Source organism: Streptomyces sp. CY-1, assembly GCF_047218265.1.
Lineage (GTDB): Bacteria > Actinomycetota > Actinomycetes > Streptomycetales > Streptomycetaceae > Streptomyces > Streptomyces niphimycinicus.
This window is the reverse complement of sequence record NZ_CP178393.1, coordinates 8,892,839-8,909,529: the sequence shown is the minus strand read 5'-3', so window position 1 is coordinate 8,909,529 and position 16,691 is coordinate 8,892,839. Positions and strand designations below refer to the sequence as shown.

The 16,691-nt window shown below is 72.2% G+C and carries 14 protein-coding genes; 7 read left to right on the top strand and 7 right to left on the bottom strand.

Features of this window, described 5'->3' with window-relative positions:
• Positions 1-10: 10 nt before the first annotated feature.
• Genes ACK1X7_RS38240 through ACK1X7_RS38225 form a run of 4 tightly spaced genes read right to left on the bottom strand, consistent with a single transcriptional unit; the run spans position 11 to position 4,650 of the window.
• Entirely contained in the window at positions 11-802 is a 792-nt protein-coding gene (locus ACK1X7_RS38240) for a CDP-alcohol phosphatidyltransferase family protein (protein ID WP_361505477.1), read from the bottom strand.
• Positions 768-1,841: an iron-containing alcohol dehydrogenase family protein gene (locus ACK1X7_RS38235; protein ID WP_385150559.1), complete on the bottom strand. Its 1,074-nt coding sequence runs from the start codon at positions 1,839-1,841 to the stop codon at positions 768-770. The genes ACK1X7_RS38240 and ACK1X7_RS38235 overlap by 35 nt, the downstream gene beginning before the upstream one ends.
• Complete coding sequence (locus ACK1X7_RS38230; RefSeq protein WP_216345862.1) at positions 1,829-2,581, bottom strand: sugar phosphate nucleotidyltransferase; 753 nt, start codon at positions 2,579-2,581, stop codon at positions 1,829-1,831. The genes ACK1X7_RS38235 and ACK1X7_RS38230 overlap by 13 nt, the downstream gene beginning before the upstream one ends.
• On the bottom strand, positions 2,578-4,650 hold the full coding sequence (locus ACK1X7_RS38225; protein ID WP_413116354.1) for a DUF5941 domain-containing protein: 2,073 nt from the start codon (positions 4,648-4,650) through the stop codon (positions 2,578-2,580). The genes ACK1X7_RS38230 and ACK1X7_RS38225 overlap by 4 nt, the downstream gene beginning before the upstream one ends.
• Positions 4,651-4,995: 345 nt before the next feature.
• Between ACK1X7_RS38225 and galE the strand changes: the two genes are divergently transcribed.
• From galE to idi, 3 genes are all read left to right on the top strand, one after another.
• Complete coding sequence (gene galE / locus ACK1X7_RS38220) at positions 4,996-5,982, top strand: UDP-glucose 4-epimerase GalE (RefSeq protein WP_413116353.1); 987 nt, start codon at positions 4,996-4,998, stop codon at positions 5,980-5,982.
• Between the two features lie 137 nt (positions 5,983-6,119).
• Positions 6,120-7,043 (top strand): cation diffusion facilitator family transporter, encoded by a 924-nt coding sequence (locus ACK1X7_RS38215; RefSeq protein WP_385150568.1) that lies wholly within the window; start codon positions 6,120-6,122, stop codon positions 7,041-7,043.
• 64 nt (positions 7,044-7,107) lie between these two features.
• Positions 7,108-7,719, top strand: coding sequence for an isopentenyl-diphosphate Delta-isomerase (gene idi / locus ACK1X7_RS38210; protein WP_385150571.1), 612 nt, complete (start codon positions 7,108-7,110; stop codon positions 7,717-7,719).
• Here the strand turns inward: idi and ACK1X7_RS38205 are convergent.
• Positions 7,694-8,200 (bottom strand): ATP-binding protein, encoded by a 507-nt coding sequence (locus ACK1X7_RS38205; protein WP_385150574.1) that lies wholly within the window; start codon positions 8,198-8,200, stop codon positions 7,694-7,696. The two genes, idi and ACK1X7_RS38205, sit on opposite strands and share 26 nt — an antisense overlap.
• 207 nt (positions 8,201-8,407) lie before the next feature.
• On the opposite strand from ACK1X7_RS38205, the gene ACK1X7_RS38200 reads away from it, so the two are divergent.
• From ACK1X7_RS38200 to ACK1X7_RS38185, 4 genes are all read left to right on the top strand, one after another.
• On the top strand, positions 8,408-9,166 hold the full coding sequence (locus ACK1X7_RS38200; protein WP_385150580.1) for an enoyl-CoA hydratase/isomerase family protein: 759 nt from the start codon (positions 8,408-8,410) through the stop codon (positions 9,164-9,166).
• 175 nt (positions 9,167-9,341) lie between these two features.
• Positions 9,342-10,205: an SCO6745 family protein gene (locus tag ACK1X7_RS38195; protein ID WP_385150577.1), complete on the top strand. Its 864-nt coding sequence runs from the start codon at positions 9,342-9,344 to the stop codon at positions 10,203-10,205.
• 529 nt (positions 10,206-10,734) lie between these two features.
• Entirely contained in the window at positions 10,735-10,875 is a 141-nt protein-coding gene (locus ACK1X7_RS38190) for an LPFR motif small protein (protein WP_162953156.1), read from the top strand.
• Between the two features lie 141 nt (positions 10,876-11,016).
• Positions 11,017-13,428 carry a Tex family protein gene (locus ACK1X7_RS38185; protein WP_385149803.1) on the top strand — a complete coding sequence of 804 codons (2,412 nt, stop codon included), beginning with the start codon at positions 11,017-11,019 and terminating at the stop codon, positions 13,426-13,428.
• Positions 13,429-13,662: 234 nt separating this feature from the next.
• Here ACK1X7_RS38185 and ACK1X7_RS38180 read toward each other — a convergent pair whose 3' ends face one another.
• Positions 13,663-14,706: an oxidoreductase gene (locus ACK1X7_RS38180; RefSeq protein WP_413116352.1), complete on the bottom strand. Its 1,044-nt coding sequence runs from the start codon at positions 14,704-14,706 to the stop codon at positions 13,663-13,665.
• A 171-nt stretch (positions 14,707-14,877) separates the two neighbouring features.
• The gene (locus tag ACK1X7_RS38175) at positions 14,878-16,602 is read right to left on the bottom strand and encodes a BCCT family transporter (RefSeq protein WP_413116943.1); all 1,725 of its coding nucleotides are present in this window, start codon (positions 16,600-16,602) and stop codon (positions 14,878-14,880) included.
• Positions 16,603-16,691 lie beyond the last annotated feature (89 nt).

Genomic DNA, 16,691 nt, shown 5'->3' with positions numbered 1-16,691 from the left:
GCGCTCATGCTCACTTGAGCCTGCTCGACGCGAGGATGGACACGAGGTGAAGCAGGGTTTGCAGCAGGGCGATACCGGCCAGTACGGCAACGCCCAGCCGGGTGAAGAACAGGTCCCCGCGCACCTGGTCCACGATCGCCAGCACGAGGATGAGCAGCGACGCCTCGATCCCGAGGATCAGCCGGTGGAACTGCAGCGCCGCGGCCGCCCTGCGGGCCAGCGCCACACCGGACGAGCGCGGCTCGGCGGCCGCCTCCTTGACCGGCGGCAGACCGCCCTGGTGCCGGGCGACCCCGACGAGGTCGGTCTCGGCCTTGATCAGGATGGCGCCGAGCGCGGCGAGGGTGCCGAGGAACGCCCACAGCCAGTCGATCCGCCCGGAGCCCCACAGATCGGCGGCGCGCAGGCCGAAGCCGACGAGCACCGCAGCGTCGCACAGGTAGGCGCCGACCCGGTCCAGATACACCCCGCCCAGCGAGAATTGCTTCTTCCAGCGGGCTATCTCGCCGTCGACGCAGTCCAGCAGCAGGTAGAGCTGGACCATCAGCACCCCGAGCACGGCGCCCGCGATCCCCGGCACCAGCAGGGCCGGGGCGGCGAGGGCGCCGAAGACGGTCATCAGATAGGTGAGCTGGTTGGGCGTGACCCGGGTGTTCACCAGGTGCCGGTCGCAGCGCAGCGAGATTTCCCGCATATAGAGGCGCCCGGCCCAGTGCTCACCGCTCCGCCGGTCCTTGACCCCCGCGGGGTGGACGACCGGGCGGAGTTCAGCCACTGATGGCTTGACTGACTGCTTTGGCATAGTCGGCGTATGCGTCCCTGATCGCGTCGGTTGACAGGTCGAGGTGCTCGAGGATCGTGTAGCGGCCGGGGCGCGTCTTCGGAGCGAACTCCACGACCTGGACGAACTCGTCCACGGTGAAGCCGATCTCCTCGGGCAGCACGGGCAGACCGTGCCGGTGCAGCACCTCGGCCATGTGCGCCGACTCCTCGTGCGCCCCGCGCAGCCGCATCGCGAAGGCGGCGGCCAGGCCGCACTGCTCGCCGTGGCTGGCAGCACGCTTGGGGAAGAGGAGGTCGAAGGCGTGGTTGATCTCGTGGCAGGCACCGGAGGCCGGGCGGGAGTCCCCCGCCACCGACATGGAGATGCCGGTGAGCACCAGCCCCTCGGCCAGCACCTGGAGGAAGCCGTCGTCGCCGACCCCGCCGGGGTGGCGCAGCACGGCCTCGCCCGCCTGGCGCGCCATCGCGGCCGCGAGGCCGTCGATCTGCTCGCCGGTCTCGCGGTGGGACAGCTCCCAGTCGGCGACCGCGGAGATATTGGACAGGGCGTCGCCGATACCGGAGCGGACGAAGCGGACCGGCGCCTCACGGATCACATCGAGGTCGATGACCACCGCGATCGGGTTGGGCACCCCGTACGAGCCGCGTCCGGCGTCGTTGTCGAGGGTGGCGACCGGGGAGCACAGACCGTCGTGCGAGAGGTTGGTGGCGACGGCGACCAGCGGAAGGCCGATGCGCGCCGCGGCGAACTTCGCACAGTCGATGATCTTTCCGCCGCCCAGCCCCACGACCGCGTCGTAGTGCCCCGACTTCATGGCGTCGGCGAGCTTGATCGCGTCATCCAGCGTGCCGCCGCCGACCTCGTACCAGCTCGCGCCCGGCAGTGCCGGGGACAGCCGCTCGCGCAGCAGGGCGCCGGAGCCGCCGCTGATGGCGATGGCCAGCTTGCCGGAGGAGGAGATCCGCTGATCGGCAAGGACCCCCGCGAGATCGTCCAGGGCGCCCGCGCGGATGTCGACGACGAGTGGCGAGGGGATGAGCCTCGTCAGTACTGGCACGCGATGTCACGGCCCTTCGCCAGATCGTCGTGGTTGTCGATCTCGACCCACTTGACGTCGCCGATCGGGGCCACGTCGACCTTGAAGCCGCGGTTGACCAGCTCCTGGTAGCCGTCCTCGTAGTAGAGGTCGGGGTCGCGCTCGAAGGTGGCCTTCAGCGCGTCCGCGAGATCGGCGGCGGCCTCGCCCTCGATGAGGGTGACGCCGATGTACTCGCCGGTCGCCTCGGCCGGGTCCATCAGCTTGGTGATCTTCTGGACGCCCTTGGCGGGGTCGGCGACGACCTTCATCTCCTCGTCGGCGAGCTGCTTGACCGTGTCCAGGGCCAGGATGATCTTCTGGCCGTTGCCGCGCGCGGCCAGCAGGGTCTTCTCGACGGACACGGGGTGCACGGTGTCGCCGTTGGCGAGGATCACGGTGTGCTGGATCGCGTCGCGGGCGCACCAGAGGGAGTAGGCGTTGTTCCACTCCTCGGCCTTGTCGTTGTCGATCAGCGTGAGCTTGAGGCCGTACTTCTGCTCCAGGGCCTCCTTGCGCTCGTACACGGCCTCCTTGCGGTAGCCGACGACGATGGCGACCTCGGTCAGACCGATCTCCGCGAAGTTGCCGAGGGTCAGGTCCAGGACGGTGGGCTCGCCTTCCTTCCCCTCGGGTCCCACGGGCACCAGGGCCTTGGGAAGCGTGTCGGTGTAGGGGCGCAGACGCCGTCCGGCGCCGGCCGCGAGCACGAGGCCGATCATGCGGGTTCTCCTGTTTCGTCGTGTACAGCGGGTGCTCCTGAGGACACCCAGAAGCGGATGCTCTCGATGAGCACCGCCAGCGCGAGGACCGCCGCCAAAGCGGTCAACGCGATGGTGAAACCTTGGTTCTGGTGGTGCAGCAGGGCAGCGGCGGCCGTGACCACCACCGTCCGCCCCTCGTGCCCGCCGATCGCCCGCACCAGCCGGCGCGGGGGTGCCCCCGTGCCGCCGCGGATGCGGTACACCGTGTCGTAGTGATGGTAGGCGACCGCCGCAACCAGCCCGAAAGCAGCGGGCAAGGCGCCGTTCACCTCCGCGTAAGCCGCCAGGATCAGGATGGTCCCGTATTCGGCGGCGCGGAAGAGCGGCGGCACCAGCCAGTCGAGGGGGCCCTTGAGGGGCGCGGCGACGGCGACGCCCGCGAGGACCGCGTAGAGCACGGCGCATCCGACCGGCACCCAGGAGCCGAAACCGGCGGCCGCGGTGCCGGCCAGGACGGCCGCGGCTCCGAGGGCGGCCGAGAGCGGGGCGAGGTACGAACTCGCCTTGCGGGGGGCGGCCTTGGCGACCAGCTCGGCCGGCGGACCGGAGTCCGCCAGCTCGGCGAGGGCGAGGGCCGCGCGGTCCGTGCGCTTCGCGCGGCGGGTCAGCGAGCGCAGCACCCGCCCCGCGGTGGTGTAGCAGGCGGCCAGCGCACAGCCGATGAGCAGCACATAGAAGGTGATACGGGGCGTGGTGAACGCCGTCAGCACCGCGATCATCGCCCAGCGCTCACCGATCGGCAGCACGATCATGCGACGCACCCAGACCGTCCAGCCGACGCTGTCGAGGCGGCCGGAGAGGGCGGCGGTGGGGCTGGTGTTGCCGGTGGCGTCGTGGTTGGCCTCGTTGAAGGCGAAGTCCACCACATGGCGGCAGGTCTGGAGCACCATCGCGCCGAGCGCGAGGGCCCATACGTCATCACCGCCGCCACCGGCGCGGGCGGCGCCGAGGGCGAGTCCCGCGTAGTAGGCGTACTCCTTGGCCCGGTCGAAGGTGGCGTCCAGCCAGGCGCCGAGCGTGGAGTACTGGAGCGAGTAGCGGGCGAGCTGCCCGTCGGTGCAGTCGAGCACGAACGAGGCGATCAGCAGCACACCGGCCGAGACGAACCCGGGCCGGGTTCCGGTGGCGGCGCAGGCCGCGGCGATGAGCGCGGTGAGGAGGGAGGCGGTGGTGACTTGATTGGGAGTCAGCCCGCGCCGGGCGCACCAGCGGGCGATATAGCGGGAGTACGGGCTGATGCAGTAGGTCGTGAAGAAGCCGTCCCGCGCCTTCACGGCGGACCGCAGCCGCACCCGCTCGTCGTCCACCGCGGCCACGGCGTCGCACGCGGCAGCCCGCGCCTCCGCGTCCGCGGGGACGTCGGCCACGAGCACACCGAGCTCGGGGCGGTGAACGGTGACGCCTTCGGCGTCGAGGGCGGCGGCGAGGTCGTCCACGCTGGAGTGGGCGTCGGTGACACCGTCGGCGGTGGGCGCGTCGGCGGCGCCTCGGGCGGTGGCGGTCCCGGACGGCCGCGTCCGGCTTCCGCTCCCCGTGCCGCCCGGCGCGTACGCCTCGCCGGAGGCGCGCACGGCGGCGTCGGCGACGCGGTCCGGCGCGGCCGTCCCGACAGCACCGGCGGTGGCGTGCGCGTTCGGGTCCGTCTCGGCCGCCGCCTCCGTGGCGCCGGTGCGGGCCACCTGGCCCGGGGTGCCGGCGGCGGTTACGGCGCCCGTGCCCGGCGCGGTCCCGGTTCCGGTCCCGGCGGCGCCGAGGGGCGCGGGGGCGGCGGGCGCCCCACTGCCATGCCCGGGGGCCCGCGCCGTGGCGGCCGTAGCCGTCACCGCGCGGGCCAGCGCCGTACGGGCCTCCGGCTGGACGCTCAGCGCGCCGCGCACCGCGGCGGCGGGGAAGCGGGGGTCGGTGAGGGCCAGCCGCAGGGCATGGACATGGCCGACGAAGCGGGGGTCCACGAGGGCCACCCGCTCATGCGCCGGGACGGTGGCGAGCTGCGCCGTGACCGCGGCGGCGTCGGTCGCCGTACGCACGTCGAAGCCCAGCGATCGCAGGCCGTCCTCGAGGGACGAGCCGGCGACCGGCGCACCGGTGAGAATCGCGGTCGACAGACGAACTCACTCCTTGGCTGCTGACATGGTGGCCGCGCCGCTGATGGCACTGGCCGGGGCCTCCGGGCCATGGGCATCGCACGCCCTGGCCCCGCGGGGCCGGCGGCACGTCCGGCAGAGGCTATCGGATTGATGGAAGCCGCCGTTCACCGCACATTCACCACACGATCGGGGGAACGACCACTTCCGCGTGCCGCGGATCATCATGGTGGATGGCTGCTGTCCTCCACAAACGGCGACCGTCCCGCCACGGATAGGGTGCGGGGCATGACATGGCTGATCACAGGTGGTGCCGGATATATCGGGTCGCATGTCGTGCGGGCCATGGCCGAGGCGGGCGAGTCCGTGGCCGTGCTCGACGACCTGTCCAGCGGGGTCCGGGCGCGGCTGCCCGAGGACGTACCGCTGGTGAGCGGCTCCATCCTGGACCGTGAGCTGCTGGACCGCACCCTCGCCGACCTGCGGGTTACCGGTGTGGTGCATCTCGCGGCGAAGAAGCAGGTCGGGGAGTCCGTGGAGCAGCCGCTGCGCTACTACCGCGAGAATGTGCACGGGCTCACGGTGCTGCTGGAGGCGGCGGTCGCGGCCGGTGTCGGCCGCTTCCTCTTCTCCTCCTCCGCGGCCGTCTACGGCATGCCCGATGTGGAACTCGTCACCGAGGACACCCCGTGCCTGCCGATCAATCCGTACGGGGAGACCAAGCTGGCCGGAGAATGGCTGGTCAGAGCGGCGGGCGCGGCCCACTCCCTCTCCACGGCCTGTCTGCGCTACTTCAATGTGGCGGGTGCCACGCGCCCCGAGCTGGCCGACACCGGAGTGTTCAACATCATCCCGATGATGTTCGAGCGGATCACCGAGGGAGAGCCGCCCCGGATCTTCGGTGAGGACTACGACACCCCCGACGGCACCTGTGTCCGCGACTACATCCATGTCGAGGATCTGGCCTCCGCCCATCTGGCCGTGGCCCGCCGGCTGGCCACACAGCGGGAGCCGGGCGACCTCACGGTGAACATCGGCACCGGTCAGGGCGTCTCGGTGCGCGAGATGTCCGATCTGATCGGGGAGGTCACCGGCCGCCCGGAGCTCACCCCGGTGGTCGGGCCGCGCCGGGCGGGCGATCCGGCCCGGGTCGTCGGATCCACCGAACTGATCGCCAAGGAGCTGGGCTGGAGCGCCCGGCACGATGTGCGCGCGATGGTGGAGTCGGCCTGGGAGGGCTGGTGCCTGCACCACCCCGAGGCCCGGCGCGGCTGAGGGGGCACGGGTGGCGCTGACCGGGCGCGGGTGCCACTGCCCGGCCGGGCACCGGCGCGGCTGATCCGGCCGCGCCCCGGCGCCGTAGTTCACTGGTGAGCAGGGGACCGCGCCGCCGGGAGGAGGGCCGTACGCACATGGGCGCAGGTCATGACCACGCGCGCGGCCACACCACCGCAGGCGGCGCCCACCGGTGGCGGCTGCGGATCGCCCTGGCCATCACGGTCACGGTGATGGCCGTGGAGATCATCGGCGGTCTGCTCGCCGACTCCCTCGCCCTGCTCGCGGACGCCGGCCATATGGCGACGGACGCGCTCGGGCTCGGGCTGGCGCTGCTGGCGATCCACTTCGCGGGCCGTCCCCCGAGCCCGCACCGCACCTACGGCTATGCCCGCGCCGAGATCCTGGCGGCCCTCGCCAACTGTCTGCTGCTGTTCGGCGTCGGCGGCTACATCCTCTCCGAGGCGGTGCTGCGGTTCCTCACCCCGGCCGCCACCGAGGGCGGCCTGACCATCGTCTTCGGCGCCATCGGCCTGGCGGCGAACCTGGTGTCGCTGGCCCTGCTCAGGGGCGGCCGGCGCACCAGCCTGAACGTCCGGGGCGCCTTCCTGGAGGTCGCGGCGGACGCGCTGGGCTCGGTCGCGGTGCTGGTGTCCGCCGGGATCATCCTCGCGACCGGCTGGCAGACGGCCGACCCCGTCGCCTCCCTGGTGATCGGCCTCATGATCGTCCCGCGGACGTACAAGCTGCTGCGCGAGACGCTGAACGTGCTCCTGGAGGCGGCGCCGCGAAATGTCGACATGGCGGCCGTACGCGCCCACATCCTCGGCCTGCCCGGGGTCGAGGGGCTGCACGATCTCCATGTGTGGACCATCACCTCGGGGATGCCGGTGCTCTCGGCGCATGTGGTGGTCGCCCCGGGGGCTCTGGACGCGATGGGCCACGAGCGGATGCTGCATGCCTTGCAGGGATGTCTGGGGAACCACTTCGACGTCGGGCACTGCACGTTCCAGCTCGAACCGGGTGGGCATGCTGATCACGAAGCCAAGCTGTGCCACTGACACAGACAGGGGGCACATGTGCGGCAGACTTGGATGTTCACGAGTCGGAACTATGAGGATGGTCATGCCGATCACACCTGCCAGCGGCGCCTCCGCCGAGACCGCCGCGCCCTCCGCGCCGAGCGGTTCCGCAGACCCGATCATGCTCGAGCTGGTCGACGAGGACGGTACGACGATCGGCACCGCGGAGAAGCTCTCCGCGCATCTCGCGCCCGGCAGGCTGCACCGGGCGTTCTCCGTCTTCCTCTTCGACGACCGGGGGCGGCTGCTGCTCCAGCGCCGTGCGCTGGGCAAATACCACTCCCCCGGGGTCTGGTCCAACACCTGCTGCGGCCATCCCTACCCCGGTGAGCCGCCCTTCGTGGCCGCCGCCCGGCGCACCGGTGAGGAGCTGGGCGTGGCGCCCGCGCTGCTGCGGGAGGCGGGCACCGTCCGCTACAACCACCCCGACCCCGCCTCGGGCCTGGTGGAGCAGGAGTACAACCACCTCTTCGCCGGGCTGGTGCGGGCGACCCCGCGCCCGGATCCCGAGGAGATCGGCGAGATCGCCTTCGTCACCCCCGATGAGCTGGAGAAGCTGCGCGACGAGGGACCGTTCTCGGCGTGGTTCATGACCGTGCTGGACGCGGCCCGCCCGGCGGTCCGGGAGCTCACCGGGACGGCGGCCGGCTGGTAGCCGCGCCGGGCAGCGGAAGGGCGGCCCAGACGATCTTGCCGCCGCTCGCCGTGTGGTCGACGTCGTAGACCCCGCCCGCCGCCTCCGTGATCGCCGTCACCAGCAGCAGTCCACGCCCGCCGGTCCCGCCCTGGTCCGCCATCAGCGCGACCGGCCGGTAGGGGTGGTTGTCCTCGACGGCGATCCGGACCCGGTCCCGGCTCAGGGAGAGCTCGACGGCGATCTCGGGCGAGAGCAGCGCGGCATGCCGTACGGCGTTGGTGACCAGCTCGGAGACGATCAGAAGCAGACTCTCCACCAGGTCGTCATCGACCGGCACGCGCTGATGGGCCAGCAGATCGCGCACCGCGTGCCGGGCCTGCGGCACGGAGGAGTCCAGGGCCGGTGCGGTGAACCGCCAGGTCCCCTCGTAGGGGGCCGGTGGCGGGGCCGGGGGCGGGGCATGTCCCGTTTCGGAGGGGACTCTCCCGAGGATCTCCATGTCCGATACCCACCCCTCGCCGCGCCCGACCACTCGTACCGAGTGTTGAGAAGCTTTGGTACGGACCGATGGAGTACGCACAACTTGACGCTTATCGAGCGTTTTTGATCGTTGGCGTATGCCACGGTCACGCGCTCGACTGTTCCTGCCCACCAGGGTTCCGACCATGGTGACTCCGGCGTGACCGGCCCGGATACGATCCGCCACATGGAGCCCTGTCTGGAGCACGAGGTCGCCGACGGCATAGCGACCGTCGTCATCCGCCATCCCGCCAAGCGCAACGCTATGACCCCCGGGATGTGGCGCGCGCTGCCCCCGCTGCTGACCCGGCTCGCCGCCGACCCCGCCGTACGCGCCCTGGTGCTCACCGGCGAGGGCGACACCTTCTGCGCGGGCGCCGACATCGGCTCGCTGAGCGCCACCTACGAGGAGTCCACCGGGCTCGCGCTGCCCGCCGAGGAGGCGCTGGCCGCCTTCCCCAAGCCGACCCTGGCCGCGGTGCGCGGCTACTGCGTGGGCGGTGGCTGCCAGCTCGCGGCCGCCTGCGATCTGCGGTTCGCCGAGGAGGACACCCGCTTCGGGATCACCCCGGCCAAACTGGGCATCGTCTACGCCCCCAGCTCGACCCGCCGGCTGGTCGAGCTGGTGGGACCGGCCACCGCCAAGTTCCTGCTGTTCTCGGGCGAACTGATCGACGCCGAACGGGCGCTGCGCACCGGGCTGGTGGACGAGGTGCTGCCGGCGGGCGGACTCGACAAGCGGGTGGCGGAGTTCACCCGCTCGCTGGTCTCCCGGTCGCAGCTCACCCAGGCGGCGGCCAAGGAGTTCGCGGCCGGGCCCGTCGAGCCGGACCGGGCGGCGTACTGGCGGGAACAGGCGCGGCACAGCGAGGAGGCCGGCGAGGGCATAGCCGCCTTCCTCGAACGCCGCACCCCGCGCTTCCGCTGGACCCCACCGGCCGGATGACCGTGGCCGGATGACGGCGGCCGGATGACCAGGGCCGGAAGATGGCCGGATCGAGCGGGCAGATGGGGTTTGGCGGGGATCGCGACGGCGTACGGGTGGCCGGATCCCGCGGGCCCGATGGATCTTGGGGATACCCGGGCTACCGGGGGTCACTACCTGTCGGTAGCGTGCGGCCATGACCACACTTCCCGAGCTTGCCGCCCGTCGCTGTTACAGCGTCGTCAACCCGCTCCACTCCGCCATCTACTTCGCCCCCGACTTCGGCCAGGAGCTCGCCAAGCTGGGCCTGGAGGACAGCGCGGCCGGCTACTTCGTCGGACGGGCGGCGCCGATGGGCCGAGCGACCGCGGGCACCATCACCGCGACCTTCTTCAATTTCAGCCATGACCTGATCGCCCGCCACATTCCGGCCGCGTGGGACGTGGTCTCCCCCGAGGCCGCCCTGGAGGCCCGGCTGCGGGCCGCCGACTCGGTGCTGCGGCGGGTGCTGGGCGAGGACGTCATAGCCTCCAAGGAGATGGCCGAGGCCGCGGAGCTGGCGCTGCGCGCCACCGAGGCGTGCTCGCGCCCGGCGCGCCCCCTGTACGCCGCCCACGCCGATCTGCCCGTCCCGGACGCCCCGCATCTGGCGCTGTGGCACGCCGCCACGCTGCTGCGCGAACACCGCGGCGACGGCCATCTGATGACCCTGGTCAGCGCCGAGCTCGACCCGGTCGAGGCGCTGGCCTCCCACACCGCGACCGGACAGGGCATGTCCACCAAGTGGATCCTGCGGACCCGCGGCTGGAGCGCCGAGCAGTGGGAGGCGGGCCGGCAGCGGCTGCGCGACCGGGGGGTGCTCACCGCGGACAACGAGCTGACGGAGGCCGGTGAGCAGTTGCGCCAGCACCTCGAGAAGGAGACCGACCGCCTGGACGCGGCGCCGTACGAGCACCTGGGCGCCGAGGGCGTGGCCCGGCTGACCGAGCTGGCCACCGCCTTCTCCACCACCGCCCGCGAGAACGGCGCCTTCCCGGCGGACCTCCGCGGCAAGAGCTGACGGTCGGCCCCCCGGCCCGCCCGTCCGGGGCCGCACCTCCCGGCGAGGCCCGGCCCCGGACGCCTGCCCGCAGTACGGCGGCCGTGGCCGCCGACGCCCGCCCCGCGGCGACCGGAAGCGCGGGCGCGACACGCCTTCACCTCCGGGCCGCTCCCCTCCCCGCCCCTTCCCGGCTCCTGTCGATATGCGGCTCCGCCGCGCGTGGGGCTGCGCCCCAGACCCCGGACGGGGGCCGCGCCCCAGACCTGGCCCCACCGGTATGGCACGCCCGCAGGCACCCCCGGCGGCGGCCAGGGCGGCCCGGCCGGACGTTGTCCGCCCGGCCCCGGCGGGGGCCCGACGGGCCCGGCCGGGGGTCGGGTTTGGCAGGAGCACATCGGGATACCCGCTTGTCGTGCGCGATCGGCCGTCTGACAACCGGGCGCCCACACCGCGCGCCGCGTACGCCGGCACCAGCCCGTGCGCCGCGTAGCGAACGGTGCCCGGCGGCCGCCGCCGAGCCGCCACCGACCGACAGGAGGTATCCAGCGTGTTCCGTGCCATCGCCGACGTGCTCCGTGCCATCGGTGCCGCCATCGCGACCGTGGTGACGCTCCCCTTCCGCGCCCTGGCCCGCCTCTTCGGCGGCGCCTCCGACGTGGCGAGCGGACCGCGTCGCAGGCGGGTGTGATGACCGTTTCCGGCTGATACCGGTGTTCGCCCGGCCCGTATCCCGACCCTCCCGGCCCGCCGAAAGCGTCGGCCGCGACCGCTTCGTCAGTGCCACCTGCCACAATGCAGGAGCAGTGCATACCGAAAGCGGAGCGTGATCGTGACGACGTCCATCGAAGGCAGGATCGCCGAGGAACTCGGCGTACGGGAACGGCAGGTCAAGGCCGCCGTCGAGCTGCTCGACGGCGGCTCCACCGTGCCGTTCATCGCGCGCTACCGCAAGGAAGCGACGGAAATGCTCGACGACGCGCAGTTGCGCTCCCTGGAGGAGCGGCTGCGCTATCTGCGGGAGCTGGAGGAGCGGCGCGCCGCGATCCTCGAGTCGATCCGCTCCCAGGGCAAGCTGGACGAGTCGCTGGAGGCGCAGATCCTCGCCGCGGACTCCAAGGCCCGGCTGGAGGACATCTACCTCCCCTACAAGCCCAAGCGGCGCACGAAGGCGCAGATCGCCCGCGAGGCCGGGCTGGAGCCGCTGGCGGACGGGCTGCTGGGCGACCCGACCGTGGAGCCCACGGCCGCCGCGGCGGCCTTCGTGGACGCCGAGAAGGGCGTCGCGGACGCCGCCGCCGCGCTGGACGGGGCGCGCGCCATCCTCACCGAGCGGTTCAGCGAGGACGCGGACCTCATCGGCGAGCTGCGTGAGCGGATGTGGGAGCGCGGCCGGGCGGCCACCAAGGTGCGCGAGGGCAAGGAGGAGGCGGGCGCCAAGTTCGCCGACTACTTCGACTTCGCCGAGCCGTTCACCGAGCTGCCCTCGCACCGGGTGCTGGCGATGTTCCGCGGCGAGAAGGAGGAGGTCCTCGACCTCACCCTGGAGCCGGAGGAGCCCTCCGAGGAGACCGGCCCCACCTCCTACGAGCGCTCCATCGCCCACCGCTTCGACATCGCGGACCGCGGCCGCCCCGCCGACAAGTGGCTGGCCGACACGGTGCGCTGGGCCTGGCGCACCCGCGTTCTGGTCCATCTCGGCATCGATCTGCGGCTGCGGCTGCGGCAGGCCGCCGAGGACGAGGCCGTCCGGGTCTTCGCCGCCAACCTCCGCGATCTGCTGCTCGCCGCCCCGGCGGGGACGCGCGCCACAATGGGCCTCGACCCCGGCTTCCGTACGGGGGTGAAGGTGGCCGTGGTCGACGCGACCGGCAAGGTGGCGGCCACGGACACGATCTATCCGCACGTCCCCCGCAACCAGTGGGACCAGGCCCTGGACAAGCTGGCCGGGCTGGCGCGTGAGCACAATGTGGAGCTCATCGCGATCGGGAACGGCACGGCCTCCCGCGAGACCGACAAGCTGGCGGGCGAGCTGTGCGGCAGGCACCCCGAGCTGAAGCTCACCAAGGTGATGGTCTCGGAGGCGGGCGCCTCGGTGTACTCGGCCTCCGCCTTCGCCTCACAGGAGCTGCCGGACCTCGATGTCTCGCTGCGCGGCGCCGTCTCCATCGCGCGCCGGCTCCAGGATCCGCTGGCCGAACTGGTCAAGATCGACCCGAAGTCGATCGGCGTCGGCCAGTACCAGCACGATCTGTCCGAGGTGAAGCTCTCCCGTTCGCTCGACGCGGTCGTCGAGGACTGTGTGAACGGTGTCGGGGTGGACGTCAACACGGCCTCCGCCCCGCTGCTCAGCCGGGTCTCGGGCATCGGCACCGGCCTCGCGGAGAACATCGTCTCCCACCGCGACGCCAACGGTCCGTTCGTCAACCGCAAGGCGCTCAAGGACGTGGCCCGGCTCGGCCCCAAGGCGTATGAGCAGTGCGCGGGCTTCCTGCGCATCCGCGGCGGCGACGACCCGCTGGACGGGTCCAGCGTGCACCCCGAGGCGTATCCGGTGGTGCGCCGGATGGTCACCAAGGCGGGCGGCGACGTGTCCACCCTCATCGGGAACACGACGGTGCTGCGGGACCTGCGGCCGGACGAGTTCGTGGACGACGCCTTCGGTCTGCCGACGGTCACCGACATCCTCAAGGAGCTGGAGAAGCCGGGCCGCGACCCGCGTCCCGCCTTCAAGACCGCGACCTTCAAGGAGGGCGTCGAGAAGATCGGCGACCTGTCGGCCGGGATGATCCTGGAGGGCGTCGTCACCAATGTGGCGGCGTTCGGGGCGTTCGTCGACGTCGGTGTGCACCAGGACGGCCTGGTGCACGTCTCCGCGATGTCCAAGACGTTCGTCAAGGACCCGCGGGATGTGGTCAAGCCCGGCGATATCGTCCGGGTGAAGGTCCTGGACATCGACATCCCGCGCAAGCGGATCTCGTTGACGCTCCGGCTCGACGACGAGGCGGGCGCGGCGTCCGGCGGCGGCCGGGACCGCAACCGCTCCGAGGACGCCCGCGGCCAGCGCGGCGGGGGCCGCCGCGGTGCGCCCCAGCAGCGCCAGGGCGGTGCGCCTCAGCAGCGTCAGGGCGGCGGCGGCCGTGGCCAGCGCGGTGGCGGCGGAGGCCGCGACGCGGCCCCGGTGAACGGCGCGATGGCCGACGCCCTCCGGCGGGCGGGCCTGCTGGACCCGAAGAAGCGCTAGCCCTCCGGGCAATACCGGTTCGCCCCTCCGCCCGGCCCCGCCATGACGCGCGAGGCCGGGCGGAGGCGGCTTTCCCCAGCCCGTCCCTTCCGCCCCTTCCCGGCTTCTGTCGATATGCGGCTCCGCCGCGCGTGGGACTCCGCCCCGGACCCCGGTCCTCGATCGCCGGACGGGCCGAATATCAGCCCGTCCGGCGATCGAGGACCCTCCAGGGCGTGGGGGCGGCGCGCGCCGTCACCGTTCTACGGGTGTGACCCGTACCGCGTCGCTTGTGCGGGCTGTCAGGAAGGACCGGCCGCGGGTGGCGCGGGGGTCCAGGGGGATGTGGTGGGTGCCCGGGTCCAGGACGGCGTCGAAGAGTTCGCGCGCATGGGGCCGGGACAGCCGGTCGAGGCGGTGGGCCGCCAGCCTCACCCGGCAGGCGGACGCGACCTCGACCATCGCCTCGGCGCCGCCCGCCACCGCCGTCAGGCCGAGGAGGCGGCGGCGGTCGTGCGGGGTGCGGTCCAGGGCCTGTTCGACCTGGGCCACGAGCAGGGGGACGATCGGGGCGAGCGCGGTGACGCACACCGCGTCGGAGCGCGCCGCCGCGAAGGCGTCCCGTACCGCGTCGCGCTCGCCCGGGCCCACCGTCCGGCCGAAGACCACCGCACCGTATTTGCGCAGCTCATCCGCGTGGGCACCGACCGCGTCCAGCGTGATCTCGGCGCCGATGCCGATGGTGCGCAGCGCGGCGGCCAGCTTGGCGAGGACGGCGGCGCGCTGTCCGATCAGCAGCGCCCTCGGGCCCGTCGGGACCTCGGGCGCGGGCGCGCCGTCGGCGGTCAGCAGCCGCTTCAGCGCGGCCCGGTACTGCTCGCCGTGGAAGCGGTAGGGGCCGATGTCGTGGTAGCCGTCGCGCTCGACGTCCGGGGTCTCGCCGGTCTGCCAGACGAAGTCACGCCAGACGATGTCCGGCCCGTCCCGCTCGACGACGGCGGTGACGGCCCCGCACTCCGGCTCCTCGCACTCCGGGCAGCCGTAGATGACGCACCGGTTTCCCGCCAGCGGCGTCCCCGCCTCCAGCAGCAGCCTTCGCACCTGTTCGGCGAGGGCGGCGGGCCCGAGGTCGGCGGCGAGCGGTGAGACCGCGTCGAGATCGGCGAGGCGCGCCAGCAGGGGCCTGCCGTCCACCACGAAGTCCAGGAAGTCGCGGTGGGTTTGGTACGTGCCATCGGCCAGCACACCGCCCGCGCGCATCGCCGGCGCCAGCCCGAACGTCACGTACTCGGAGGTCATGCCCCAAGTATTCCCGTTACGGGGCGGTATCAGGGGGAAACCGGCGGTGCGCCGGGCGGCCCGGGTCGCCGCTTACGCCGTGGCGCAGTTACCCGGACCGACACGATGCGCCGCCCGGACCGATCGGGTCCGGGCGGCAGGTGTCACGGCCGCGCCGGGCGGCCGGAGCGGCTAACCGCGCTCGGCCGCGGCGGCCCGATCGCCCGATCGGTCCGCGCCGTCCCCGTCCCCGGACGAGGAGTCGGCGTCGGAGGTGGTCGCCGGGCCGATACGGATCTCGAACTCCCCGTCGTACTTCTCATGACCGGCGATGACCGCCATCTCGACGGCCTCCTCGCCCCGCTCGCCCCGCACGATCAGCGGGTCGCGGCGCAGATCCTTCAGCAGCGCCCAGCACAGCCCCACCATCACCAGCGTGAACGGCGCGGCCACCAGGATCGTCAGGTTCTGCAACCCGGTGAGGGCGTCGCCCCCACCGCCGCCGATCAGCAGCATCACGGCCGCCACCGCGCCCGTGATCACGCCCCAGAAGACGACGACGAAGCGGGTCGGCTCGAAGGCGCCCTTCTGCGAGAGCGTGCCCATCACGATGGACGCCGCGTCGGCGCCGGAGACGAAGAAGATGCCGACCAGGATCATCACCAGGACGCTCATCACACCGGCGATCGGGTACTGGTCCAGCACCCCGAAAAGCTGCCCCTCGGGGGTGGATTCCTTCCCCAGCTTGCCCGCGGCCTGGAGCTTCATCGACGAACCGCCGAAGATGGCGAACCAGAGCAGGCTGACGGTGCTCGGCACCAGGATCACGCCGCCCACGAACTGCCGGATGGTGCGGCCGCGGCTGATCCGGGCGATGAACATGCCGACGAACGGCGTCCAGGAGATCCACCAGGCCCAGTAGAAGACCGTCCAACTGCTCAGCCAGTCCGCGACGGACTTGCCGCCGGTGGCCTCGGTGCGGCCCACCAACTGCGGCAGATCGCCGATGTACGAGCCGATCGAGGTCGGCAGCAGGTCGAGGATGATGATGGTCGGACCGGCCACGAAGACGAAGACCGCGAGGAAGAGCGCCAGCACCATATTGATGTTGGACAGCCACTGGATGCCCTTGGCGACACCCGAGACGGCGGACGCGATGAAGGCGACGGTCAGGATCGCGATGACGGCGACCAGCAGCCCGGTGCCCACGTCGCTCTTCCAGCCCAGCACCTCGATACCACTGCCGATCTGAAGCGCGCCGAGGCCGAGCGAGGCGGCGGAGCCGAAGAGCGTGGCGAAGATCGCCAGGATGTCGATGACCCGGCCGCCCCAGCCGTTGGCGTTCTTCGAGCCGATGAGCGGGGTGAAGACCGCGCTGATCGTCTGCCGGCGGCCACGGCGGAAGGTGCTGTACGCGATGGCCAGGCCGACGACCGCGTAGATGGCCCAGGGGTGCAGCGTCCAGTGGAAGAGCGTGGTGGACATCGCGGTCTGCATCTTCTCGGCCGCGCTGCCGGGGTCGGTCCCGGGCGGCGGGGAGACGAAGTGCGACAGCGGCTCACTCACGCCGTAGAACATCAGCCCGATGCCCATGCCCGCGCTGAACATCATCGCGACCCATGAGACGGTGCGGAATTCGGGTTCCTCGCCCTCCTGTCCGAGGGTGATCTTGCCGTAGCGGCTCATGGCCAGCCAGAGGGCGAAAATGACAAACCCCGACGCGGCCAGGACGAAGGCCCATCCGCCGTTGTGTATGAGCCCGGAGAGCATGCTGTCCGAGACTCTTTCCAGGGTGTCGCTGGCTACGGACCCCCAGATGACGAAGGCCAGCGTGAGCGCGGCGGAGACGCCGAACACCACGCGGTCCGTCCGGGGGGCCGCATGGGGCCCGGCGGAGTCGGCGCCGGGAGTATCCACGGTGGCCGGGGGATCGCCGCCGACGTCCCCCGCGCTTGTACCTGTCTGCGGCACGCAAAAAACCTTTCACTGGGGGTTTGGCTGACGGA